18 protein-coding genes are annotated in these 25,529 nt (G+C 67.0%); 11 read left to right on the top strand and 7 right to left on the bottom strand.

The genetic code is table 11. The features are described 5' to 3' along the window. The first annotated feature begins 261 nt into the window (after nt 1-261). The gene (locus CK951_RS21830) at nt 262-3,750 is read left to right on the top strand and encodes a calcium-binding protein (protein WP_232520811.1); all 3,489 of its coding nucleotides are present in this window, start codon (nt 262-264) and stop codon (nt 3,748-3,750) included. A gap of 9 nt (nt 3,751-3,759) precedes the next feature. On the opposite strand, the gene CK951_RS20050 is transcribed toward CK951_RS21830, so the two are convergent. After that, nucleotides 3,760-4,566: a WecB/TagA/CpsF family glycosyltransferase gene (locus CK951_RS20050; protein WP_096787995.1), complete on the bottom strand. Its 807-nt coding sequence runs from the start codon at nt 4,564-4,566 to the stop codon at nt 3,760-3,762. 135 nt (nt 4,567-4,701) lie between these two features. Further along, entirely contained in the window at nt 4,702-5,535 is an 834-nt protein-coding gene (locus tag CK951_RS20045) for a glycosyltransferase family 2 protein (protein ID WP_332461077.1), read from the bottom strand. Between the two features lie 294 nt (nt 5,536-5,829). On the opposite strand from CK951_RS20045, the gene CK951_RS20040 reads away from it, so the two are divergent. Then, on the top strand, nt 5,830-7,146 hold the full coding sequence (locus CK951_RS20040) for a glycosyltransferase (RefSeq protein ID WP_096787993.1): 1,317 nt from the start codon (nt 5,830-5,832) through the stop codon (nt 7,144-7,146). A 96-nt stretch (nt 7,147-7,242) separates the two neighbouring features. Further along, the gene (locus CK951_RS20035) at nt 7,243-8,538 is read left to right on the top strand and encodes a glycosyltransferase family 4 protein (RefSeq protein WP_096787992.1); all 1,296 of its coding nucleotides are present in this window, start codon (nt 7,243-7,245) and stop codon (nt 8,536-8,538) included. A gap of 2 nt (nt 8,539-8,540) precedes the next feature. Here the strand turns inward: CK951_RS20035 and CK951_RS20030 are convergent, their stop codons facing one another. Then, the gene (locus CK951_RS20030; RefSeq protein WP_096787991.1) at nt 8,541-10,094 is read right to left on the bottom strand and encodes a hypothetical protein; all 1,554 of its coding nucleotides are present in this window, start codon (nt 10,092-10,094) and stop codon (nt 8,541-8,543) included. Between the two features lie 151 nt (nt 10,095-10,245). On the opposite strand from CK951_RS20030, the gene CK951_RS20025 reads away from it, so the two are divergent. The 4 genes from CK951_RS20025 (at nt 10,246) to CK951_RS20010 (ending at nt 14,082) form a co-directional block, all read left to right on the top strand. After that, nucleotides 10,246-11,247: a glycosyltransferase family 2 protein gene (locus CK951_RS20025; protein ID WP_096787990.1), complete on the top strand. Its 1,002-nt coding sequence runs from the start codon at nt 10,246-10,248 to the stop codon at nt 11,245-11,247. A 145-nt stretch (nt 11,248-11,392) separates the two neighbouring features. Next, the gene (locus CK951_RS20020) at nt 11,393-11,689 is read left to right on the top strand and encodes a hypothetical protein (protein WP_232520810.1); all 297 of its coding nucleotides are present in this window, start codon (nt 11,393-11,395) and stop codon (nt 11,687-11,689) included. Beyond that, complete coding sequence (locus CK951_RS20015; RefSeq protein WP_096787989.1) at nt 11,689-12,675, top strand: glycosyltransferase family 2 protein; 987 nt, start codon at nt 11,689-11,691, stop codon at nt 12,673-12,675. The genes CK951_RS20020 and CK951_RS20015 overlap by 1 nt, the downstream gene beginning before the upstream one ends. A gap of 9 nt (nt 12,676-12,684) precedes the next feature. After that, nucleotides 12,685-14,082, top strand: a complete 1,398-nt coding sequence (locus tag CK951_RS20010; protein ID WP_096787988.1) for an oligosaccharide flippase family protein — start codon at nt 12,685-12,687, stop codon at nt 14,080-14,082. A 133-nt stretch (nt 14,083-14,215) separates the two neighbouring features. Here CK951_RS20010 and CK951_RS20005 read toward each other — a convergent pair whose 3' ends face one another. The 3 genes from CK951_RS20005 to CK951_RS19995 form a co-directional block, all read right to left on the bottom strand. After that, entirely contained in the window at nt 14,216-15,259 is a 1,044-nt protein-coding gene (locus tag CK951_RS20005; RefSeq protein WP_157764692.1) for a hypothetical protein, read from the bottom strand. Then, nucleotides 15,256-16,179 (bottom strand): glycosyltransferase, encoded by a 924-nt coding sequence (locus CK951_RS20000; RefSeq protein WP_157764691.1) that lies wholly within the window; start codon nt 16,177-16,179, stop codon nt 15,256-15,258. The genes CK951_RS20005 and CK951_RS20000 overlap by 4 nt, the downstream gene beginning before the upstream one ends. Nucleotides 16,180-16,398: 219 nt before the next feature. Beyond that, entirely contained in the window at nt 16,399-17,298 is a 900-nt protein-coding gene (locus CK951_RS19995) for a DMT family transporter (RefSeq protein WP_096787985.1), read from the bottom strand. Nucleotides 17,299-17,465: 167 nt separating this feature from the next. On the opposite strand from CK951_RS19995, the gene CK951_RS19990 reads away from it, so the two are divergent. From CK951_RS19990 to CK951_RS19975, 4 genes are all read left to right on the top strand, one after another. Beyond that, complete coding sequence (locus CK951_RS19990; protein ID WP_096788089.1) at nt 17,466-18,356, top strand: LysR family transcriptional regulator; 891 nt, start codon at nt 17,466-17,468, stop codon at nt 18,354-18,356. 814 nt (nt 18,357-19,170) lie between these two features. Further along, entirely contained in the window at nt 19,171-20,391 is a 1,221-nt protein-coding gene (locus CK951_RS19985; RefSeq protein ID WP_096787984.1) for a polysaccharide biosynthesis/export family protein, read from the top strand. Further along, the gene (locus tag CK951_RS19980; protein ID WP_096787983.1) at nt 20,388-22,526 is read left to right on the top strand and encodes a polysaccharide biosynthesis tyrosine autokinase; all 2,139 of its coding nucleotides are present in this window, start codon (nt 20,388-20,390) and stop codon (nt 22,524-22,526) included. Before CK951_RS19985 ends, CK951_RS19980 begins: the two co-directional genes overlap by 4 nt. Further along, the gene (locus CK951_RS19975; protein WP_232520809.1) at nt 22,513-23,712 is read left to right on the top strand and encodes a glycosyltransferase; all 1,200 of its coding nucleotides are present in this window, start codon (nt 22,513-22,515) and stop codon (nt 23,710-23,712) included. The genes CK951_RS19980 and CK951_RS19975 overlap by 14 nt, the downstream gene beginning before the upstream one ends. On the opposite strand, the gene CK951_RS19970 is transcribed toward CK951_RS19975, so the two are convergent. After that, complete coding sequence (locus tag CK951_RS19970; protein WP_157764690.1) at nt 23,634-25,466, bottom strand: CocE/NonD family hydrolase; 1,833 nt, start codon at nt 25,464-25,466, stop codon at nt 23,634-23,636. The genes CK951_RS19975 and CK951_RS19970 overlap by 79 nt on opposite strands. Nucleotides 25,467-25,529: the final 63 nt, after the last annotated feature.

Here is a 25,529-nt window from a genome sequence, read left to right as displayed (position 1 = left end):
GGTGTACTACCGCGAAGAAGCGGCACGGTGGTCTACTTGGCTTGGCCAGAAATAGATCTGGCGAGGCTGTGTAGTGGTTGCATTCTGCATTTATTTTTATGACGAGGATAAAATCAAGTTAGGCGAGACGGCGCGAAAATTCCATGATTGGGGCGCGCCGCTGACACCGTTTGGGAGATTGTTGACATGTGTCGATATATGAATCGAATCAACGATGTTCCTCTGGCTTGCATGATGGCTGTGGTGTTGGGAGGCCTGCTCATGGTTACCTCGGAAGTTCTCGCCGAAACCTCAGCGCCTGCCCCGGCAGGCGGGCTCGCGAACCCGACTCTGGCATTCAACCCGAGCGGAGTGAGCGACTGGGGAACCAACATGCCCTTCATCGACCTGATGGACACAGCCCGCACATGGATCGGGCATCTGCCGAACAAGTGGGGAGGAATGTCCGCCGCCGAACTGCAGGAGGGCGGGTTCCTCGACGAGAACGGTTGGGTGAAGAAGATTCCCGAGGGTGTGACAAGGGTCGGAACGATCTGGGATTGGGGCAGCAATCCAGATGCTGTTGCCGATCGCAAGGGCGTCTATGTCCTGACCTACGAGGGCGAAGGCACCATCAATCCGGGTCTGGATGCACGGATCATCAGCTCGGAACCCGGACGCATCGTGTTCGAGAACATGGGTGGTCGCAGCCTCACCATGGACATCACGTCAACCGATCCGAACGGAACGGGCGACTACATCCGTGACATCTCGATCGTGGCCGAGGAGGATCAGGCCCTGCACGAGGCCGGCGCCATCTTCAACCCCGACTGGCTCGCGCTGATCGACGATGCCCGGGTCCTGCGCTTCATGGACTGGGGGGCGACCAACAACTCGACCGTGACCGCGGGCGACATGCCGCTTCTGGAGGCGGAAGGTTTCTGGCCGGCCGAAGAGCAGGGCGTACCCGTCGAATACATGGTCGCCCTGGCGAACGAGACCGGGGCCGATCCCTGGTTCTGCATCCCGCATGGCGCGGACGCGGCCTATATCCGCGCCTATGCCACCTATGTCCGGGACCATCTCGATCCCGGGCTGACCGCTCATGTGGAATATTCGAACGAAGTCTGGAACTGGTCCTTCCAGCAGCCCCACTGGCTCGCAGCGCAGGCACTGGCCGAATGGGGTGTAGGGGATGCCCCGGGCTATCACGTGAAGAAGGCGGTCGAGACCGCGCTGATCTGGCAGGAGGTCTTCGGCAGCGAGGCCGACGCCCGGCTGGAGAATGTCCTTGCCACCCAGACGGTGAACACCTGGCTGACCCAGCAACTCCTGAGCGGGGGCCGCTGGAGGTCGATGGAGCCCGATGCCTGGGTCGACCCGACCACCGTCTTCGACCAGCTTGCCGTGACGACCTACTTCGGCGGAGCGGAGACCTCCAATGCAACGCTTCGGGCCGAACTCCTTGCCCGGATCCAGGATCCGGACGGGGATGCCGCGGCCTGGCTTGCGGAACGGCTGATGGATCCTGAGCATCCTTACTCCATCCCCCAGATCGGCGACTACCTGCAGGCGCAGGCGGATCTGGCGCATCGGTACGGTCTCGACCTCGTGGCCTATGAGGGCGGCCAGCATGTCCACCACTCCTTTGCGGTGCAGGGCCTGACCGAAGCCGAACTGGCAGTCCTCACCACCTTCATGGCCGAGTTCGTGCGCAGCGACGAGATGGCCATGCTCTACAACGAACTCTGGCAGGTCTGGGCCGAGGTCGGCGACGGCCCGTTCATGCAGTTCGGCGACGTCGGGGCGAGCTCCCGGTGGGGATCCTGGGGCCTCTACAACAGCCTCGGGGACGAAAATCCCCGGGCGGCGCTGCTCGAGATGCTGAACCGCAACTCGCTGCCCTGGTGGGAGGATGCGGAGGGCGGCGCGCATTACCAGCAGGGGGTCATCCTCGAAGGGACGGCCGGGGCCGATCTGCTGACCGGCACGGACCGGATCGACTACCTGATCGGCGGCGCCGGCGACGACATCCTGATCGCCGGCACCGGCGACGACGGTCTGAACGGCGGGGAGGGAACGGATCGCCTGGTGCTCTCCGGCAACCGGGCGGACTATCGCCTTGCCGTCGAAGGCGCGGGATACCGGCTGACCGGCCCGGACGGGTCGAAATTCGTCATCCATATCGAATCCTTCACCTTCGACGACGGGCAGGTGACGATCGAGGATCTGCTGGCCGGCCTTCCGCCCGAGGACCGCGACCTTGACGTGCCGCTGCCGGATCCCGCCAACGTGCGATCGCGGGGTGCCTGCCTGGATGCGGAGGACCTCGACAACGTCCGGATCGTCTCGCAGACCGGGGTCATCATCGGCGGGGTCAACGTCTGGTCGACCCTCGGCCGCGAACTCGGCCTCACGGCAGCCGATGCCAGCGGCAGCTATGTGGTGAATACCCGGGGCGCCCAGGCCATGTTCGGCGATCAGGCGGTCACCGCCTCCTACTGGTCCCTGCAGGACAACCGCGCCGATCAGGGCGGCCCGCTCCTCGGGGAGAGCGCGCTCGAGACGGCGCTTCGCCTCGCCTCGGTCGTCACCCATGCGCGCGAGATCACGGCAACCGCCTATGGCGACACTTTCCTCGGGCGCGAATGGGCGGACACCGTCCATGGCGGCGCCGGCAGCGATTTTCTGGGAGGCGGCGCCGGCAACGACCTGCTGCATGGCGATGCCGGCAACGACCAGGTGCTGGGCGGCAGCGGCGACGACACCCTGACCGGCGGCGAGGGCGACGACACGCTGACGGCCGGCACGGGGGAAGATGTCCTCGACGGAGGCGATGGCACCGACCGTGCGGTGCTGGGCGGATCCATGGCGGATTATCGTCTCGTGGCCGAAGACGGGGCCTACAGGCTGACCGGCCCGGACGGCGCGAAGGTCATCGCCGGGATCGAGCTGTTCTCCTTCGACGATGGCCGGATGACGCTCGAGGAACTGCTCGAGGCCTCGCAGCCGCGCCCGCCTGCCGGCCCGCTGGAACTCGTGGTGCCCGGTGTCCGTGCGGACGCCGAGGGGGAGGGCGTTCACGCCGTCTCGGAAACGGGGATCGTCATCAACGGGATCGGACTGTCCTCGGCGCTCGGCCAGCAACTTGGCCTGGCGGCCTCCGACAGCAGCGGCAGCTACGTCTTCTACGTCGCCGGAACCGAGGCGTCGTTCGGCGATCTCTCCGTCGGGGCGTCCTACTGGTCGCTCCAGGAGAACCGCGCCGAGCGGGCGGGCGCGCTGCTCGGCCCCGATGCGCTCTCGACGGCGCTTCTCCTCGGGTCGGTTGCCACCCATGCCGGCGAGATCACGGCCACCGGCCATGCCGACCATTTCCTGGGGCGCGGCTTTGCCGACATGGTTCATGGCGCGGAGGGGAACGACTATCTCAGCGGCGGGGGCGGCAATGACCTGCTCCATGGCGACGGCGGGCGTGACCGGCTTCTGGGCGGCAACGGCGCCGACCGGCTGATCGGGGGCACGGAGAACGATTATCTTGAGGGCGGAGCCGGCCGTGACACCTTCGTCTTCTCCGCCGGTTGCGGACGGGATGTGGTGGCGGACTTCACCAGTGTCGATGTTCTGGAGCTGTCGGACTTCCTGCCGGACGGGCGAAGCCTTGCCGATGCGGCCCGCCTCAACGGCGCCGGGACTCTGGTCCTGTCGAACGGCACCGACATTCTCGTCTTCAGGGGGCTCGATCTCGGCGACCTGGACCTGCTGGTCTGACGGCCGGCATCACCGAGGGGCTGCATCCTCGTCCGCCTTCCGGGTCAGGCGCTCCCGGAGGGCGGCGACCGTCAGCCCCGGCAACACGGCCAGGCAGGCGGCATAGCGCCCCGCCAACCGGCGCGGATCGGACAGCATGCGCCATGCCCATTCCATCGCGATCCGCCGCACCCAGACCGGGGCACGGACCTGGGCGCCAGCGATGAAATCCAGTCCCGCTCCGATCGAGACGAAGCCCGCAGCCGGAAGCCGCGCCGCCCCCCGTGCCGCCAGGACCTCCTGCTTCGGGGCGCCAAGAGCGAGCAGGACCAGCCGGGCCTCCGACGCGGCGAGATTGTCGAACAGCGCGTCGGCCTCCGGGCCGGCGGGATCGAACCCCATCCTGGGAGCGAACCGGGCCACGATCCTCAACCCGGGATGGCGGGCCTCAAGCCGTCGGGCTGCCAGATCGAGCACTTCCCGTGTGGAGCCGACAAGGGCCACCGGCACGGACAGTCGTCCCGCCAGCGCCACCAGCGGTTCGATGAGTTCCGAGCCCGGGACCAGTTCCACCGGGCGCCCCGCGAGCCGCGACAGCCAGACGATGGGATTGCCATCGGCCACCACATGGCTCTGGACGCCGTAGGCCGCCCGAAAGACGGAATCCCGGCCCATCTTCACCACATGGTCCAGATTGAGCGTCGCCACCGAGAAGCCGTGCCCGTCCCGGAACCGGCTCTCGAGATCCGAAAGCAGTTCGGTCCGGCCGGGGGTCGTGACGCGGATCCCTCCCTTGTCCGCGGCCCGGGCTTCGTGAAAGCGGATATGCTTGGTCATGATCGTCGATTGCCATTCGTGATGCGGCCAGCATAGACCGCGCGCCGGACATGCGAAACGGTTCGGGCACCGTCCTGCTGTCCGCCCGGCAATGTCTCCTGCCTCAGGACAGGCAGCCGTGCCGTCACCGCTGACTCAGCGTCCACCGCGGCTCCAGACATCGCTGTCGCGCCCGCCAAGCCGCACCGCGACCGAAACCGCGCCATAGACCAGATAGCTGACCGGCCGGGTGGCGAAGAGCCGGAGATGGTCCATCGCCCGGACCGGCGGCTTGCCCTCGTTGGCTTCGAGATCCGGATAAAGCCGGCGCAGCTGGCGCCCTCCTGCATCCTGTCTCCGGCGCACGCGGACCAGGGCGGGAAAGCCCTCGACCAGGGGCCAGTCATAGCCCGCCCCGACCTCGATCCGCTCGGCCGGGGAAAAGAGCCAGCGCACATAGGAGTCATCGGCGATGATCGCGGGAAAGTCGCCCCAGCGCGCCCGCCCGGCGGCATTGACCGCGAAGAACCCGGCTCCCGGAGCCGTTCCGGGGCGCATGAACGGCAGGTGTATCCACAGGTCCCCATAGCGTCGCGAAGCCCAGCTGCGCGCCCGCGCCACATGCAGCCGCCCCGTGACATAGGTCGGCTCCGGACGATCCAGGGCGGCCAGGGTCAGCGCCAGCAAGCCGGCACCAATCCTCACATCCGCATCCAGATAGGCCCGTGCTGCCCCAAGCGCGGCCGCATCCCCCCGGTTGAGCGCCCCGGCCTTGCCACCTTCCGGGATATCGAGGACCTTCAGCCGCCAGCCGCGCTCGGCAAGCCTGCCTGCCAGCATGCGGGCGCGTGGCACCGTCGCGTCCGAGCAGCCGTTGGCCGCGACCACCACCTCCAGGGAGCCGGGCGCCACCCCCTCCTGGGCAAGTATCGCCTCGAGACAGGAGACGATGTGGCCTTCCTCGTTGGCGGCCGGGATGATCACGCTCATCGCAGGCATCCCGGCAAGCCTTCCAGGACCGGGTCCGCCGCCGAACGGCTCTCCAGACCCCGTCCGGGATTGCGCCATCGTGTTTGCTCCTGCCTGCCGCCTCGGTCTGGAACCTACTCTGCGGAAAGAACAGGCGACAAGCGACGGGGTGGAGCGCCGGAGGTTTCCGCGACCAATTGTCCGTGGTGCGGCAGCCGGGTTTCGGCAATGGTCCGACCGGGCTGCGACCATCGGCTGCATGTTCCAGGCAGCGGGGGAAGGCTCGTCCGGCGGTGAAAGGCAAGTGATCGAACCATGAAGGTCGCCTATCTGATGAACTCCTATCCCCAGGTGAGCAGCACCTTCATCGGGCGGGAGATCGAGGGACTGGAGCGCGCGGGGATCGAGATCCCGCGCTTTGCCTTCCGGCGCTGGGAAGGAGCGCTCGTGGATCCGCGGGACATCGCCGAAGCGGAACGCACCGACTATCTGCTGGACGACGGAGCCGCGAGGCTGTTCGGCGGACTGATTGTCGAGGTGCTGTTCCATCCGCGCGGGCTGCTTCGCGCCCTGGGTCTGTGGCGGAAGCTTCTCGCGGCAAGGGGCGGACCCTTTGCCGGCCATTTCGTGCGCCATGCTGCCTATCTTCTGGAGGCGGTGGCCCTGCGCCGTCGGCTGCGCCGGACTCCGGTGGCGCATGTCCATGCCCATTTCACGACCAATACGGCGGCCGTTGCGATGATGGTCCGTGCCATGGGCGGGCCCTCCTACAGTTTTACCGTGCATGGTCCGGACGAATTGTTCGACCCCGAGGGCAACAGTCTCGGGCTGAAGATCGAACATGCGGCCTTCGTCGCCTGCATCAGCCATTTCTGCCGATCGCAATGCATGATCTTTTCACCGCCCGGGACATGGGACCGGCTGCGCATCGTGCATTGCGGCGTGCGCCCGGATTTCTATGCAGGCAGGACCGATCCACCCGGCCCTGCGCGCGCGCCTGCGGGCAGGGCGCTCTTCGTCGCGCGGCTTTCCAGGATGAAGGGGGGGCTGGTGCTGATCGAGGCCATGGCGCGCGTCCATGCCATGCGTCCCGAGGCTGAACTGGTGCTCATCGGCGATGGCGACCTCCGCCCGCTGATGGAGCAGAGGGTGGCCGATCTTGGCCTTGGCAAGGTCGTGCGCTTCCTGGGGTTCCGCAGCCAGACGGAAGTGCGCGACGCGATGGCTTCGGCTGACATGCTGGTCCTGCCCAGCTTCGCCGAGGGCGTGCCGGTGGTGCTCATGGAGGCGATGGCCTCGGGCCTGCCGGTGATTGCATCGCAGGTGGCGGGAGTGTCGGAACTCGTCAAGGATGGCGTGTCGGGCTTCGTGATCCCGCCCGGAGACGTGGAAACCCTGGCCGCGCGCATGGAGACCCTGTTCGGCAACCCTGACCTGCGGGCCCGCATGGGTGAAGCGGGGGCCGCAACGGTGCGCGCAGACTTCGACATCGACACCGAAACGGCCTGGCTCTCCGATCTCGTCCGGGCAACGGCGACGGGCAATCCTCTGCCGGCAGGGCTGCGTCCAGGAAGTCCAAGAGTTTCACAGTCACCGCTCGCGTCGACTCTTCGATTTTCGGTTGCTGAATAAGGCGGATCTTCTTTGTTTTATCAAGGCCGGCTTGCGTATTTATGAATTGAATTTCCTTGAATTGGTATGGCCTTGATGGCATGGAGGAATGACATTATGGTAAAACTTCGTCCGCGTGTCCTGGTTGTTGCAGAAGCGGCAAATCCGGAATGGGTTAGTGTGCCGCTGGTAGGCTGGTCGCTTGTGGCTGCCCTGCGTAAAGTTGCAGATGTCCATCTCGTTACGCAGATCAGAAATCGCGATGCCATATTGCGCGCTGGGTTGATTGAAGGAAAGGATTTTACGGCAATAGATTCCGAAATTATTGCGCGACCACTGTATCGGCTGTCTGAGGCTTTGACCCGCGGTAAGGGCGGGTGGACAACCAAGCAGGCGATTTCCCTGGTGTCTTATCTCTGGTTCGAGCGACTTCTGTGGAAAGAGTTCGGGCACCGCATTCAGGGAGGCGAATTTGATATGGTTCATCGCGTCACTCCCCTCAGTCCCACTGCGTCGAGTCCGATCGCGGGAAAATGCCGCAAGGCAGGCGTACCATTTGTTATGGGGCCGCTAAACGGAGGGGTGCCTTGGCCAAAAGGGTTCGACAAGGAAAGACGACTTGAGCGCGAATGGCTTTCTTATGTGCGCGGCGTCTACAAGATTCTTCCCGGCAGGAACTCTACTCTGGCAGCGGCGTCTGCAATCATCGTAGGCTCACGATATACGGAGCAAGAGGTTCCTGCTCGATATCGCGAGAAGTGCATCTATATTCCGGAAAATGCAATAGACCCAAGTCGTTTTTCCCGAAAGGCAAGCCCTGGTTCTGGAGGGAGATCTCTGAGAGCCTGCTTCGTCGGACGTATTGTTCCCTACAAGGGAGCAGACATGGTCATTGAAGCCACCGCAGGGCTTCTGCGGACGGGGCAAATCACCATAGATATTGTTGGAGATGGTCCTGCTTTAAAGGATCTCAAGATGCTGGCAGAACGGGAGGCCGTTGGGGCAGGTGTCAGGTTTCATGGTTGGCTGGAACATGCACAGGTGCAGGACGTTTTAAGTCAGTGTGACCTGTTTGTCTTCCCATCCATCAGGGAGTTCGGGGGCGGCGCGGTGCTGGAAGCGATGGCAGTGGGCCTGCCTCCCTTGATCGTAGACTACGCCGGACCGGCGGAGCTGGTATCGAGTGCCACTGGATACAAGGTTTCCTTGGGAAAAAGACACGAAATCGTTCGTGAATTGCGTGATGTTCTGAATGAACTTGCCAAGGACTCGTCCTCCCTTGGCGTCAAGGGTGCGGCAGCACGATTGTGTGTTGCGGAACACTTCACGTGGGAAAAGAAGGCCAGCCAGATCTCGCAGATTTATGCTTGGGTCCAGGGTGAACGGACGGATCGGCCAGTTTTCTTCCCCTGAAATCAAAAGCCAGATGTTCGAGTTCTGCCAGGCAGTCCCTGGATTTCAGCCTGGTGTGGTTGGCGGGCGCTTGCATATCCGCCCGCCAATGCTCCTGCCAGCATCCAGGTAATCGGCGTCAACGTGGCATTCGGGAGAAGGTCGACATAATTGGCCGCGAGCATCATGGCTGCGCCTGATGCGGCGAATGTGGCGTGACCACGGTTGCGGCCGATTGCCTGTCGCAGGGCGGGAATGACCAGCAGACCGAACAGCGCCAGGTAGCCCGCCCATCCCGTGGTTCCTGCGACAATGATCCAGGCGCCATCCGTGACGCTGAGATCCTCTCCTGTGGCAGGGTCATAGACACGAGAGCGTCCCCAGCCGCCCCAGCCGAACACGGGTTTCAGATTGGCCCTCTCGAGCAGCATGTCCTCGTTCTGCAGACGGAAGTTCAGCGACTGCGCCCTTTCCGCATCGATCGCTGCGGCCCAGCCGGAGATCTGCTGCACCGGGATCCAGCCGGCGCCGCGCAGCATGGGGTAGAGAAGCAGCACGGCACCCAACGCGGCTGCCACCATCATCTGTTTGCGCGGGCCAAGCAGAAGGGCGACCGGAGCAAGAAGCAGGGTGATAGCGAGGGCTCCCAAGGTCTTCGACAGGACCAGCACGATGACCAGCCAGAGCGCGGTCAGCAACCACCTTCTGCGTTCCCGGCTCGTCCCGGCAAGCCTCGAGAGCGTCAGTGCCGCAAGGACCGTCATCGCCATGAAGATCCCGACCCAGAGCCCGTGCGGCAGGAACACGATCGGCCGGAAGCCACCGGCCCGGATGTGCTGGAGGAAGGAGTGCGGGAAGTAGCCGTAGATCCAGGTGTTGAGCTGCGGGCTGAGCCGGACCTCGATCAGGATGAGGGCGGAATAGGCCAGTCCTCCCGCGACAAAGGCACGCAGCAGCTTTTCCCGGGCCGCCGGGGTGGAAAGATAACGCCTTGCAAGCAGGAACGGGAGCAGGGTCACCAGGACGCCGCTGACCATCGAGACGGCGTCGTAGAGCCGGATGGAGGGTATCAGCCGCCCACCCGCAAGGACAGGCTCCGGATTGGTCAGGGCCGTGAGGAACGGGGTGACGAGGGCTGCCGCAATCAGGAGGTTGATGATCCCTTGTCCGCCCGGCTGGTCCATCCCCTCCTCGGCTTGGCGAGGGGCGGCCTGTTCCTGCGGGACGGATCGCCTTGCTGGGCGGAGCCGCGGGGGGAGCCTGCCGCCATCCCCCGTATAGCCCAGGGGAGCGGGCTGCCGGTCGCGCCTGTCCGCCTTGCGTCGCTGTCCTGTGCGCTGCAGCAGGCGTTCCCGGCGCGAGACCGCAAGGCACATCACGGCAGCCGACAGGCTCGGGATCAGTGTCTTGTCGACCGCCGGAAGGGCCGGCAGGTCGAAGACGGGCAGGGACGGCAGGAACAGGTAGCCGCCAAGGATCGACCAGACGAGTGCCGTGGGCAGGGAGAGGCGTCTGAACATCACGAAGACGACCAGAGGCCATGCGAGCAAGGCAAGATAGGCAAAGAGATTCGGCATGACATTCCGACTTGTCGGGCCTTGCATCTCTTCATGAGAGTGGCGCGGGAATCTAGTCAAACCTGGACCAAACCCGTAGGGTCACCGCCGATCGGCGGGAGCGGTGGCGGCCGCAGGGTCCCGCCGTTCCCTTTGTCTTGCATGGTGTCGAATGAAGTCGAAGCTTGATCGATCGTCCGATGTCGCGGTGATCATCGTCAACTATGGCACGGCGGAACTGGCGATCGCCGCGGTGCAGAGCGTGCTGGACCGCGGCCATGGCGGCCGTCGGGTCGAGGTGCATCTGGTGGACAATGCCTCGCCGGACGGAGATGCGGCGCGCTTCATCGAGGCTCACGCCCGACGGGACTGGGGCGCGCGGGTCACGCTCTGGCTGGAGAAGGAAAATCATGGTTTCGGCAGGGGCAACAACCTCGTCCTTCAGGCGCTGAGCCGCCTTGCGGAGCCTCCGCGCTACGTGATGCTGCTGAATCCCGACGCGCGGCTGGAGAACGAGGCTCTGGCCATACTGGCGGACGTCCTGGATCGCCGGCCGGATGTTGCGGTCGCAGGAGCCGGCATCTCCAAGCCGGATGGAACGCCGGTGACCGCGGCCTTCCGCTTTCCATCCGTCATCGCCGAATTCGCACAGGCCGCAAATTTCGGGCCGATCGGGCGCCTTGCGTCCAGCAGGCTGATGCCTCTCGCCTCGAACCTGCCGGAGGGTCCTGTGGGATGGGTGTCGGGAGCGGCGCTCCTTGCCCGTTTCGAGGCGTTCCGGGCGGTGGGCTTCTTCGATCCGGTCTACTTCCTGTACTACGAAGAGGTGGATCTGATGCTGCAACTCACACGCAGGGGGGGCGAAGTCCGCTATGTCCCGGCGGCACGGGTGATCCATGCCGAGGGTGCAGCCACGGGGGTCCGCAGCGGAACAAGGGAACGGCGACGGCGCCCGGCCTACTGGTACCGATCCTGGCACCATTACTGGATGAAGAACCACGGTCGGGCCGGGGCGGCACTGGCTGCCGCCGGCTGGGTCGCGGGTGCGGCCTTCAACCAGGTGATGTCGAAGGCGCGCGGTCAGCAGCCGCACGCACCGCTGGGATTCTTCGCCGACTTCTGGGGTCTCGCCGTGCGGCCGATCCTCGGGCTTGAGGAAGCGCTGCATGAGTGATGTCGGACCGTCCGCCCGGTCAGGGCATGTCCCGGACGCGGTTGCAGCATCCTTCCTGCCCAATCCCGGAACAGCGAACTGCAATCCACAGGGAATTGGCTTCTGGAGGCTCGTCGCGGAGGATTGCACGACCCAGGAAGGCGGATTGCTTTCGCAAGGGTTCTGGGCGCTGTTCTGGCACCGCTTCGGAAACTGGCGGATGGGCGTGCGGCCAAAGCTCCTGCGGGCCCCGCTGAGCCTGGCCTACCGGTTCGGATTCCTCGGCTGCCAGTGGTTCTGCGGCATCATGCTGCCCTATACCTGTCGGGTCGGTCGCCGGGTTCGGCTGGAGCATTTCGGCGGCATGATTCTCGTGGCACAGGCCATCGGCGACGATGTTCCGGCGGGTGCCGTCGTGTGTGGGGTTCCCGTGCAGATGATACGGATGCGGAAGAGATATTGATGTCGTCCACGCTCATCCCGGTCGTTGCCGTCGCCATCGGACGGAACGAAGGTGAAAGACTTGTGCGGTGTCTTGCGTCCTTGCGCAAAGCCGGTGTCGCTCGGGTGATTTATGTAGACTCCGGTTCGACCGACGGATCCATCAGCGCCGCACAAAAGGCAGGTGCCGAGGTGGTGAATTTGGACATGTCCACCCCCTTTACCGCCGCCCGAGCGCGGAACGTGGGTGCAAGTATCGCTATGGCAGGGTGCGAAGAAACCGCGTTCATTCAGTTCATTGACGGCGATTGTGAGCTTGATGCCCGCTGGATAAGGTTGGCGCATGAGTTCTTGGTGCAAAATTCCACCGCTGCCATCGCGTTCGGTCGGCTGCGTGAGCGTCATCCCGAAGCCTCGATCTATAATCGCCTCTGCGACAGCGAGTGGAACACTCCGGCAGGTCCTTCGAAGAGTTGTGGAGGCATTGCACTGATAAGAACCCAGGCCTTCTCGGATGTTGGCGGGTTCAATCCGCGGCTCATTGCCGGAGAGGAACCCGAGATGTGCGTCCGGCTCAGATCGAGAGGCTGGGAGATCTGGCGACTCGACATCGACATGGCTCTCCACGATGCCGCGATGACCCGCTTTGGCCAGTTCTGGAAGCGGGCCCGTCGCTCGGGGCATGCCTTCGCGGAGGGCGCCGCCCTGCATGGATCGCCCCCGGAATGGCATGGGGTTGCGGGCTTGGTCCGGGCCCTTCTCTGGGGAATGGCGCTGCCGCTGGCAATCCTGGCGCTGTCCCTTGCCTTCTCGCCCTTGTGGTTGCTGCTGGTGACACTCTACCCTGTCCAGATCGCGCGCCTCGCGTGGCGTGACGGGGGCAGCCGCCCCGCCTGGGAGCGCGCGACCCTGCTGACGCTGGGCAAGTTTGCGGAAGCCCTGGGCGTTCTGGAATATCTCTCGCGCCGGCTGGCGAGGCGGCCCGCAGGGCTGATCGAGTACAAGTAGGAACGTCCCGTGCGCCTGTCGGCCCTGCAGTTTCAAGACCGGAAGAGCCTGTCGGAGCGCTTGCGCCTGTCCGACCGGGAGTCCCTCAGCCGGAAGGCCGTGAACGTCGCAGGCTGGACCATTGCGCAGACCGGCGCGACCTATGCGCTCCGCCTGGCCAGCAACCTGATCATGACCCGGCTTCTGATGCCGGAGGCCTTCGGTCTGCTGGGCATGGCCGTGATGGTGATGGTCGCCCTCGCACTCTTCACCGACATCGGGATCGGACCCAGCGTCACCCGCGAGCCGGATGGCGACCGGCCGGAGTTCCTGCGGGTGGCCTGGACGGTCAAGATCCTGCGCGGCCTGGTGATCTCGGGCGGCGTCCTGATCGTGGCGGCCGTCCTGTGGAAGCTGGGTCCGGCGTTTGCTCCTCCGGGTACGGTCTATGAGGACCCGAGACTGGCGGGGCTCATTGCCCTGACCGCCCTCTCGCCGCTTCTTGCCGGGCTGGAATCCACGTCGCGGGATCTGGCCGGGCGACGGATGGACTTCCGCATCGTCACCCTGACGACGATCGGATGTCAGGCCGCGAGCATCCTGGCGATGATCTGCTTCGCGCTGTTCAGCCCGACGGTCTGGGCCCTGATGGCCGGCATGCTGACGTCGAACCTGCTCTTCTGCCTGGCCACGCACCTGTTCTTCAGCGGCCCCTCGATGCGCCTTGCATGGAACACCGAGATTGCCGGGCGGCTCTGGACCTTCGGGAAGTGGATCATCGTCTCGTCGATGTTCACGTTCCTCGGGCTCAACGGCGACAAGCTCATCCTCGGCGCCCTGCTCGGGGCAAGCGATTTCGGCCTCTACGTCATCGCCCTTGTCTGGCTGGAGGCGGGAACGTCCCTCATCCGCATTCTCGGGGATCGCATCGGCTTTCCCGCGGTCAGCCATGTGATCCGGACCCGCCCCCATGACCTGCGGCGGGTGTTCCGGAAGTACCAGATCTTCACGGATGTCCTGTGCGTCAGCGCCTTCCTGTTCCTGTTCCTCGAAGGACAGAGGCTGATCGACCTTCTCTACACCGACCATTACGCGCCGGCCGGAGCCTATCTGCAGATCATGGCCCTTGCCTTCCTGACGCTGCGCTTCGACACCCTGAACAGCCTGCTGCTGAACCTGGGCGACAGCCGGGCCACGGCCTTGGTTGCGGCGACGCGCGCCGTGGCGCTCTGCACCTTGCTGCCGGTGGCCAACCTGCTGTTCGGCATCACCGGCGCGCTGGTCGTGAGCGCGCTGGTGCCGGGGATCACCGTGCCTTACGTGCTCGGCCGCCTGCGGCCGGACCTGGGCGAGCGAATGGTGCAGGTCCAGATGTTCTGGCTGGGAGTTCCCGTCCTCGCGGCGCTGGGAGTCCTGACATTCGGTTGAAGAGCCGGGCCTGAAGGACGGCGAAGTGGCTGATCCTGCGGCGGAAGTCGATCCGGCCAGGACGACGCCTCGCGAGTCCGGATGTCGCCTTGCGGTCTCGATGGCGTGTCCCGCCACAGACCGGGCAGGGCGGTCAGCCTCCGCAGACGAAGTCGCTCCAGTCAAGCGTTGCGCAGCGCGCGCCGATCCAGTCCCGCACCGGTGGCGGGCAGCCGATGCAGTCCAGCGCCCGCAGCAGGCCCGCCCGGTGCCTTTCGGTGGCAAGGAAGTGGTAATGCGCCAGAACCGGGGTTCCCGTCGCGAAGGGCGGACGGCCGTCCTGCGCGCCGAGATGCAGCGGGATGTTGTAGCCGGGGCCGTAGACGCGGATCGCGGCGCTGCGCGCGGCGATCGCCGCCGACATCGCCGCCTGGCTCGACCCCCACCAGCGGGCCGCCTCGGGGCCGGTGTCGCCGGTGGAGGCATAGATGCCGACGGTCTGGCCGGGCCGCGTCTGCAGGCCCTGCCGGAACGAGTCGAGGAAGATCCGCCGCGTGGCTTCCAGGATCCCGAGCCGGGTGCGCGCGACCAGAAAGCCGCCGTTGTAGGAGGCGCGCACCCGCGTCCGGCAGACGGCGGTTTCCAGCATCGGCAGATGGTCGGGCAGAAGACCGGCCAGGCCGCAGATCGCTTCCCAGTAGGGCTCCATCTCGTCGCCCGGGCCCGTGCTGGTGGTGCCCTTCACGTCTACCGGCCGCACCCCGGCATCCGCCTCGAGGAAGTCCGGGCCGCCGAGGAAGACCATGTCGGTGTCGAGCACGCAGAGATAGGGCCGGCCGATGCGGCTCTCGGCCCAGGCGGCGGCCACGATGCGGTTGACGGTGCCATAGTCGCTGCCGGTGGTGTTCAGATCCTGGACGATGCAGGTGACCCCCAGCGCCCGGAGCGCCGCCACCACGTCCGGCGCCGGGGCCCGGCCGGGCCGGGGCGAGATGGCCCAGACCGGACAGGAGCGGTAGCGCCCGCCGTAGCGGCGCAGGCTTTCGCACAGCAGGATGGCCTGCGCCCCGAGCACATTGTCCTCGACGCAGATCAGGAAGCCCAGATCCTGCGGCGCGATCGGCACCGCCGCCGCATCCGCGGCCGGCGCGAAGCCGTCCGTCGACCGGCGCAGCAGCATGGCCCCGGCCGCGGTCAAGCTGCCGCCGCCCGCTGTGCCCGCAGCCTTGCCTCGAGCCGCCGGCCGTCCTCGATGGCCGCCGCATCCGCCCGTGCCCGCGGCGAGGCGAGGAACACCGCGAGCATCCGCTCCACCACCTCCCACGCCGGGGCCAGCATCTCCGGCCGGACCTTCTGCCCGCGCAGGAAGGCGCTTACCGCGCCGGCCAGCGTGTCGTCATGCAGGTCGTAGACGAGGCCGAGGTCGGCCCAGAGCGCCTCGCGGATCGCATGGGTGCGGTTGCGGGGCCGGGTGTTGTTCCGCACCGTCAGGCCCTGGCGGTTGATGCGGTAGCGGGTCAGCGGCTCGGGCAGGTTCCCGGCGCGGCAGAGCGGCAGCAGCGAGAACCAGAGATAGTGGTCCTGCGAGACCAGCTCCTCCTCGCGGTAGCCGCCCACCGCCTCGAACAACTCGCGCCGGAAGGCAGCGGCCGAATGGTAGAACGGATTGTGGAACAGGATCGTCCAGCGGATCTCGAGATCGGTTTCGGGCATCCGCACCACCGGGCCGCGCCGCTGCTCCTCGTCGACGATCTGCACCGCGCTGCCGAGCAGTCCCAGGCCGGGATCGCGCTCGAATTCGGCCACCAGCCGCCCGACGCGCTCCGGTTCGGCGGCATCGTCGGCATCGAGGCGCACGATCAGCCCGGACCGCGCCGCGGCGATGCCGAGGTTGGCGGCGGCGGCAGTGCCGATGTTGCGGGGGCAGTGCAGGATGCGGATGCGCGGATCGCGGGCCGCCACCGCCGCGAACAGGTCGTCCCGGTCGTTGCCGTCATCGACGATGATCAGTTCCAGCTCGGGGAAATCCTGCGCCAGCACGCTCGCCACCGCCTCGTCGAAGAAGCGGAAGTCGCGGAACACGGTCATCACCACCGAGGCACGCGGAGATGCGGTCATGGCAGGGCCGGATCGCGGCCGGCCCGGCGGTTCCAATCCGGGGATGAACGGGTCTCGGACAACATGGGCAAGGCCTATTTGCGACCGGGACGGGATGCAACAGGAGACTGGAACCATCCCCGGGGCCGTCACCCGCCCGGCGCCGACAGGGCCGGATCGCCGGACGTGCCGCCCGCCGGCGGGCATCCCCGCGGCACCCGGGCGTGCATTCCGGATCGGTCACCCTCTCGAGGTCAGCCAGACCCCGGCCAGCGTCACCGCCAGGCCCGCGAACATGGCGGGGGTCAGGGGCTCGCCGAACAGCGCCCAGGCCCAGAGCATGGTGACCGGCGGACTGAGGTAGATGGCGGCGCTGACCTTGGCGACCGGGAACAGGCGCAGGCTGGTGTAATAGACGGAATAGGTGGCGAAGGTCGCGACCAGAACCAGCCAGGCCATGCCGATGGCGAACTCCTGCGTCATGGGCGGCCTGAGCCCGTCGCCCGCGGCCAGCGCGCAGAGGCCGAAGAGCGCGGCCCCGGTGAGCGTGTGGATGCAGAGGCTCTGGTGGAGCGGCATGTGCAGCGACCTGCGCCCCTTGTGCAGCACCGAGGCCAGCGCGAAGACCAGCATCGAGCCGACCGTCAGCCCGTAGGCCCAGAGCGGCGCGGTCCCCAGGCCGAGGCTGTCGAAGCTGACGATCAGCACGCCGCCCACCGCGATCGCCGTGCCCAGCCATTGCCGCCGGCTCAGCCTTTCGCCAAGCACGGGCTGGGACAGCGCCGCAATGGCCAGCGGCAGCAGGTCGGAGATCAGCGCGACCAGCCCGGTGGGCACGCGCTGCTCGATCGCCAGCGCGAAGCCGCCGAGGTAGAGGAAGACCGCCATCACCCCGAAGCCCATCTGCGACAGCACCGGCCGCAGCCGCAGGCCTGGCCCGAAGGCCAGCGCGAAGGGCAGCAGGATCAGCCCCGACAGCAGCGTCCGCCAGAACAGCAGCAGGAAGACGCTCGCTTCCTCGTTGGCGAAGCGGATGCCGACGAAGCCGGAACTCCAGCCGATGATCAGCATCGTGGCCATGACCGGCCAGAGCAACCGGTGCCGGGCGGGCGTTGCCGGCGACGGGGAAAGGTCGGTCATCAGGGGTCCGATACGCGATGTCTGCCGCTCCGGCATAGATCGCCAGGCGAAAGGGCGCACATGACAAATTTCGATGACGGCATGAAGCTGCAGCCGCAAAGGTATTTCATCCTTGCCCGAGGATGGCCATGATCGCATTGTTCCCCGGGCCATCCTCGGAATGGGACATGACAGACCTCACGGGCCGCCGCCTTGACATCGATGCCCTGCGGGCCTTGTGCGCGATCCGGCAGCACGGTGGGATCACCCGCGCGGCCTCGGCGCTCGGGCTGACGCAGTCGGCGGTGAGCCACAGGATCAAGCGGCTGGAGACCGGCCTCGATTGCGACCTGCTGAGCCGGCGGCCCGGCGCGCCGATGTTCACGGCCGCGGGCGAGGACCTTCTGGACTATGCCGGCCGGATCCTCGCCCTGCATGACGAGGCGCTGCTCGGCCTGACCCGGACCGATCTGGCGGGCCGCATCCTTCTCGGCCTGACCGAGGACACCACCTGTTCCGACCTGTCGCGCATCCTCGGCCGGTTCCGCCGCCTTCACCCGCAGGTCGCCGTCCGCACGCGGGTGCGCATGAGCCTCGTGCTGCGCGCCCTGCTCGACCGGGGCGAGCTTGACGCCGCGATCCTTCAGGTCTTCGCGCACGAGGTGCGCCCGGCCGATCTCGTCCTGTTCCGCGAGGCGCTGCATTGGGTGAAATCGCCCGACCTGACGCTTCCGCCCGAAGGGTCGATCCCGTTCCTGTCCTTCGACGACGACTGCTTCTATCGCCGCTGGGCGCTGGACATCGGCCAGGACGGCGGCGCGCAGCTCGAGACGGTCTTCGAATGCTCGAGCGCCGCGGGCATCGTGGCGGCGGTCAGCGCGGGACTGGGGGTCGCCCTCCTGAGCGACCGCCACCTGCGCCCGGACATGGAGATCATCCGCCAGCGCCTCCCGGCACCGCCCGCGCTGGCCTATGTCGTGCGCCGCGCCCGCAAGGCGAGGAACCCGGCGCTGGACAGCCTGATCGCCGTGGTCGAAACCGAGGTCAGCCGCTACGGCGGGCTGTCCCTCGCGGGGTAGGGCGGCGCCCGAAGGGACCCGGTCCTTCGGGGCAAGGGCGCTCCGACCGCTCGTGCGGTGTCCCCCTTCCGGCATGAGGCCCCATGAAGACCGAAGGCCGGCCCTCACGCCTTCCGCGCGGCGATGGCTCCCCTCGGACGCCTGGCCCCTGAAGTCCACCATCGGCGCTCGTCGCTGTCCTCTGCGGCTGCGGCCGCAAGATCCCCGCCCGTCCGGGGCACTTCCTGCCGCCTTCATCACCCTCGTTCTGGCTGCTGCGGCAGGAGCGGCTTGAACAGCCTCGCAGCCGCCTGACCGCGTTCTTCAGGCGGAACTGGCCAGAGGGGAAATGCGGTGCGGCAGAGGTCCTCTCCTTCCGGTCGTGGGGGCCCTTTCTGAAGGATGTAGCCTATTTCTTTCAGGTTGAAAATTTTTGGCGGCAAATTCGCCAAAGATGCATCGGGTGGGTTTCAGCCTGCCGCTTTCGGGGCGGGAGGGGAAACCGGAATCCGCTGCCTCTGTCCGGATCGGTGGCTGCAAATGGCGCGGGAAATACAACGGCCCCGATCAATCCAGGGAAGATTGCCGTTCCAGATCATATTTCTGCCGCCAGGAAGATGGTCCCGGGCTTCAGGGCATTGCATAGTCGAAAGGAAATCGGAAGGTAAGGGGAAGGATGAGGCCCCTCTGCGCCTTTGCGACTGCATTACTTCCTATAGATAAGTTCTCCCTTGGGGCTTCCCTGCTATCCTGCAGGTGACCCATCGGGTCCCGACGATTCGAGAAATTTATGATCTGAATATTATCGATGTGAAGGGCCATTACGGTGCAAGTCATGATGCGTCTTTTCCTGTGCATCTTCCTGGCTGCCCTGCCCGACAGAGTGCCTGCCTCCAGCCAGGATGATTATCTGATCAATATTGGCGATCAGATCGAACTTGATATCCTGGACGATGACGAGGCCTCGCAGAAATATACCGTCGGCAGCGACGGGGCGATCCAGCTTCCGCTGATCGGCGGTTTCAAGATCGCGGATCTTTCGATCGAGCAGGCGCGCGACCGCCTGCATGACGCCTATGTCTCGAGCGAGATCTACGTCAACCCGACCTTGGCCCTGTCGGTCGCGGCCTTCCGCCCGGTCTTCGTGCTGGGCGACGTGCGCCAGCCCGGCTATTACGACTTCCATCCCTTCCTGACCGCCGAACAGGCCCTGGGCCTCGCCGGGGGCGCGATGCTCTCCTACGACAACGAGGAGGCGCGCATCCTCGAGAAGCGCAACCTCTCGCAGCAGCTCGACCTCGTGAAGACCGATCTCGCCCGGCTGGCCGCCCAGTCGGCGCGCATCGAGGCGCAGCTCAAGAACCAGGAGGCGATCCAGTGGGGCCTCGTCCCGCAGGAGTTGCGCAGCATCATCCGGCGCGAGGATTTCGACGAGCTGAAGCCGAACGAGGACAAGATCATGTCGCTCGAGCGCGCCAATTTCGGCGTGCAGCGCTCGCTTCTGGCCAATGCCCTCGTCGAGGTCGAGGAGCAGCTCCGCCTGCTGTCGGACCGCGAGCGTGTGCAGGCCGATGCGCTGGAATACGACCGGCAGGATCTGGCGCGCAAGCGCGAGCTGGCACAGGGCGGGCTGGTGACCAGTTCGGCGCTCTCGCAGCTCGAGCGGGCGGCGAAGGCGGGCGAGGGGCAGCTTCTGCAGATCCAGGAGCAGCAGTCGGTGGCGCGGCGCAATCTGGGCGAGCACCGGCGCGAGATCTCGCGGCTCGAGACCGGCCGCGGCGATGAATTGCTGACCCAAGCGCAGATGCTGAAGGCCGAGATCGACAAGAAGATCACCGAATTCCAGTCGGTGACCGAGCGGCTGGGCCTGATCAGCCAGTGGATGACGGCGGCCACCAACACGCGCAACGAATTCCGTATCGACTACGAGGTCCGGCGCCGGACCGAGGCCAGGCTGGTCAGCCTCGGCGTGTCCGGCCAGACGGAGCTTCTGCCCGGCGATCAGCTGGTGGTGTCGCTGCGCCCGCCGGAAGGTGCCGAGGAGGGCACACAATGAAGCAGACCATCCCGGAGGCCGCCGCCCGTCCGCCGCTGGCCGAGGACAAGGACGCCCGGCAGAGGATGGCCGTGGTCGAGGCGGTCGATCTCGGCTTCGCCGTCGAGGTGCTCCGCCGGCGCAAGTGGCAGATCCTCGCCTCGGGCGCCATCGCGGTGGCCGGCATGTTCGCGGCCATCAGCCGGATGGAGCCCACCTATACCGCCTATGCCCAGGTGATCCTCGATACCCGCCAGGAACGGGTGACGGACGTGAAGCAGGTGGTCTCGGACCTCGACGTCACCAACCCGGTGATCGCGGGCGAGATCGTCTCGCTGAAGTCGAACACGCTGATCGGCAAGGTGGTGGACCGGCTCGGGCTGACCTCGCATCCGGAATTCGCGCTGGAAGGCGGCGAGACGATCCCCGAGGCGGAAAAGCGGCGGATCACCATCCTGCGGATCGCCGCGCGGCTGACCGTGACGCAGGTCGGCATCTCCTATGCCATCGGCATCGCCTTCAAGGCCAGCGACCCGAAGCTCGCCTCGCTGGTGGCCAATACGCTGGCCAAGGAATACATCGCCGACCAGGTCGAGACCAAGCGGAACTCCACGCTCCGCGCGACGGCCTGGCTGCAGAAGCGGCTGGGAGAGCTGTCCACCGCGGTCGAGGCGGCCGACCAGGCGATCCTCGACCTGCGGGCGCGCACCGCCGACGAGAACGGCGCCAACCAGGAGACGACCGAGCGCTTTCTCGTCGACCTGAACCAGCGCCTGGTGACCACCGCCTCGGAACGCTCGGACGCGACGGTGCGCTACGAGATCGTGACCAAGCGGCTGGAGCAGGCGGGCCTTACCTCGGTCGCGCATGTCGTCTCGTCGCCGCTGCTCGAGACGCTCCAGCGCGAGCGCATCGAGATTGCGCGCGAACAGGCCTCGAACGCCGACCGGCTGGGCCGGCGCCATCCCGAGATGATCCGGCTGAACGCGCGGCTGCAGGACCTCGACCGGCGGACCGAGGCCGAGGTGCGCCGCATCATCGAGAACATGAAGAGCGACGTGGACGTGGCCACCCAGCGCGAGCAGGCGCTGCAGGACCAGATCCGCCAGATCGAGAAGCGGCTGGTGAAGCTCTCGGCCGCCGCGGTGAAGCTGAACCAGCTCGAGCGGCAGGCCTCGGCCACGCGGATGGTCTACGAGAACTTCCTGTCGCGCCTGACCGAGACCAACGCCCAGTCGGACTTCCAGCGCCCCGATGCCCGCATCGTCACCGAGGCCACGCCGCCCGACCGGCCGACGGCGCCGCGCAAGAAGCTGCTGCTGGCGGTCGCGGGCGTGTTCGGCCTGTCCTTCGGCACGGCGCTCGCCTTCCTGATCGAGGCGCTGAGCCGGCGCATCCATGCCAGCGACGACCTGCGCCGCATCACCGCAAGCCCGGTCATGGGCCTCATTCCCTACGAGCCGCGGCGCCGGCGCAACCCGGGCTGGCTCTCGAAGGAACTCACCCTCACCGACCGCTCGCCCTACATGGAGGCGATCAGCGCGCTGCGGGCCCAGCTGTTCGACGTGCGCAGCCTCGGCCGCCCGAAGGTGCTGATGATGACCTCGGCGCTGCAGGGCGAGGGCAAGTCCAGCACCTGCGCCGCGCTGGCCGTCGCGCTGACGCGGGTCTCCACCAGCGCGATCATGATCGACCTCGACCTGCGCCGGTCGATCACGCGCAAGGTGTTCGACCTCACGTCGCAGCGCGGCTGCGTGGCGGACTATCTGGCGGGCGGGATCGACCTCGCCCAGCTCCAGCCGGCCGAGCTGCCCTCGGGGCTGACGGTGCTCGCGCCGCTGCGGTCGGTGTCCAACAGCGCCGACCTTCTGTCCTCGCCCCGCCTGGGAGAGCTGATCAACCGCCTGCGGCTGCGCTACGACGTGGTGCTGATCGACGCGCCCCCCGTTCTCGACATCGCCGATGCGCTGGTGGTCTCGCGCCATGCCGACAGCACGCTTCTGGTGGTCCGCAGCGGCAAGACCCCGCGGACGCTGGTGGAGGACGCCTACGAGCGCCTGCAGGGCGCCGACGTGCCGGTGATCGGCACCATCCTGACGCAGGTCCGCAAGGGCCATACCGCAGCCCGCGAGATGTACAGGTATGATTATGCTTGATGACCGGATCCGCGAACAGCGCGTTGCCATCATCCATTACTGGCTTGTGTCGATGCGGGGCGGCGAGCACGTGATCGAGGAACTGCTGCGCCTGTTTCCGCAGGCCGAGATCTTCACCCATGTCGCCGACCGCGCGAAGCTCTCGCCGCTGATCCTCGACCGGCCGCTGCACGAGACCTTCATCAGCAGGCTGCCCTTCGCGCGCCGGCACTACCAGAAATACCTCGCGCTGATGCCGCGGGCGCTGGAAGAGATCGACCTGTCGGAGTTCGACCTGGTGATCTCGTCGGAAAGCGGCCCGGCCAAGGGCGTGATCGTGCCGCCGCATGTGCCGCACATCTGCTACATCCACACGCCGATGCGCTACCTTTGGGATCACTATCCCACCTATCGCGGCCGTCTCTCCTGGCTGAAGCGGGCCTATTTCTCGCGGCTGGCCCACCGCTTGCGGATCTGGGACGTGTCCTCGGCCTCGCGGGTGGACCGCTTCATCGCCAATTCGCATTTCGTGGCCGAGCGGGTGCAGCGCTACTACCACCGCGACTCGGACGTGGTGAACCCGCCGGTCGATCTGGAGACCTTCCGCCTGCCGCCGGCCGGGACGAAGCGCGGGCCCTATCTCTTCGTCTCGCAGCTCGTGCATTACAAGCGGCCCGACCTGGTGATCGAGGCCTTCCGCGGTCTCGACCAGCAGCTTCTGGTGGTGGGCGAGGGCGAGGAGGCCGACAGCCTCGCGCGGAACCTGCCGCCCAACGTGACGATGCTCGGCCGGGTGCCGACCGGGGACCTGCCCAGGCTCTACGGTTCGGCCAGGGCGCTGATCTTCCCCGGCGAGGAGGATTTCGGCATCGTCCCGGTCGAGGCGATGTCCTGCGGCACGCCGGTGATCGCCTATGGCCGCGGCGGCATCCTCGACAGCGTGACCGACGGTGTGTCGGGCCTGTTCTTCGAGAAGCAGGGCATCGAGGACATCCGCGAGGCGGTGCTGCGCTTCGAGCGCGAGGCCTTCCGCTTCGACCCGGTGCGGATCTCGGCGCTCGCGCAGCGCTTCAGCGCCGAGCGGTTCCGGCGCGAGATCGCGGCGATCGTCACCTCCGAGATGGCGCGTCACTCGGTCAGGACGAAGAGCGTCAGCGCCGATCCGCTGTCGGTGCCGCTGCCGCGGCCGGTGGCTGTCCCGGTGTGAACCGTGATCCGGGCGGGGCGGCCTTCCGTCCCCCCGGCATTCATCCCGCCGGTATTCAGGTTCCGCTCCAGCCGGGGGAAGCTCGACCCGGCGAGCGTCAGGCGCAGGCGGTGGCCGGGGCGCAGCAGATAGGCGATATGGCCCATGTCCACCGTCACCCCGGCGATCTCGCCCGGCGTCATCGGGCGCGGCTGGTCGAAGCCCGCGCGGTAGCGCAGGCGCAGCGCGCCCTCCTGGATCATGCGCGAGCGTCCGTCGGGGCCCACGTCCGACAGCCGCGCCACGACGTCGGCATCGGGCGTGTCGATCTCGACCCGCAACCGGGCCGACAGCGGCCCCGCGATGCGAAGATCACGCTCCAGCGGCGCCGAGGTATAGACCAGCACGTCCTGCCGCGCCTCGACCCTGTCCTGGTAAAGCGGCCCCGCGCGATCCTCGGGGTTGCCGGTGCAGCAGATCGCGCCGCCGACGGAAGGAACCGGATCGTCCGGGTCCGAGACGAAGCTGTCCGCCCCCGGCGCCGCCGCGGCCGGCAGAAGCTTGCCGTTCCCCGCGGCGGATCGCGCATCGCCCCCGGAGGCGAGCAGGAACTCCCGCGGCTCGGCGCCCTCGGGCGGCCAGGTCCCGGCCTCGCGCCAGCGGTCCTCGACCAGCATGTAATAGAGATAGGGCGGCAGGTCGGGGGCGGGTCCGTCCTTCAGCCAGTGGTCCATGAACTGCAGGAACAGGCTTCCGAAGGGCAGGAAGGCGTCCTTCCCCACCGGCAGGTCGCCCACCGCGCCGCTGCGCGCCGCGCCGGAGTGGTTGCAATGCGTGCCCGGCGCCACGATCAGGTGCTGGTCGGGCGCGGTCTTCCGCATCGCCCGGGCCAGGGCAAAGGTGCCGCCCAGCGAGGGATCGTACCAGGTGTCCACCATCAGCCCGGGCGTGGCGAAGCGGTCGCCGTCGTCGACATAGCCCGCGGCCTTCCAGTAGGCCCTGTCCTCGAAGCGGCGCAGGAAATCCTCCCAGTCGGTCGGATCGGGGCGGGCGCGGGCCACCATGTCGATGACCGGCAGGGTCCGCAGCGCGACGGCCGGATCCCCCGTCGCGCCCGCCATCCGGTCGGGGGTCTTGCCGCCCACCCGCGAGAACCAGCCGAAGCCCGAGGCGAGTGCCGGGATGCCGCCCTCGAAGGCGCCGAAATAGCTCGCGCGCCCCTCGAGCGCGCCCGCCGCCCCGCCGGCGCCCAGGGGGATCATCGCCCGGTGCGCCGGGTGCCGCTCGGCCGCCAGGAGCACCTGCGTCTCGCCGAGCGCCGAGCAGCCGACCGTGCCCACCTTCCCGTCCGACCAGTCCTGCGCCACGATCCAGTCGAGCGTCGCCACGGCGTCCTCGCGCTCGTGCGGATAGGGGGCGAAGGTGCCTTCGGAGGCGTAGCGCCCGCGCATGTCCTGTGCCACGACCGCATAGCCCCGCGGGGTGAAGAGGCGCACCCAGTCGAGCACCTCGGGATACTGGCGCTTGCCGTAGGGCAGGCGGATCAGGATCGCGGGATGCGGCCCCTCGCCCTCGGGCAGGTAGACATCCGTGGCAAGCCGGGTGCCGTCGCGCGCGGGGATGGCGAGGCTTTCGACCGCCTGCCCGAAGGCCGTCGACCCGTTGCGCCAGGCCCAGAGCCGGACCTTCCCGGCCAGCCGTTCGCTCATCCCGGTGGCAAACAGCGCCAGCCCCAGCGCCAGCAGCAGGAGGGCGGCAAGGCCGAGGCGGATCATCGCCCGGCCTCCTGCCCGCAGGAACCGGCTTGCCGCGGCCGCCCGGGCTGCGGCAGGAGAGGC

Origin of the sequence: Rhodobacter sp. CZR27 (genome assembly GCF_002407205.1) — a bacterium.
Classification (GTDB): Bacteria; Pseudomonadota; Alphaproteobacteria; order Rhodobacterales; family Rhodobacteraceae; genus Cereibacter_A.
This window is presented reverse-complemented; position numbering and strand designations above follow the sequence as displayed.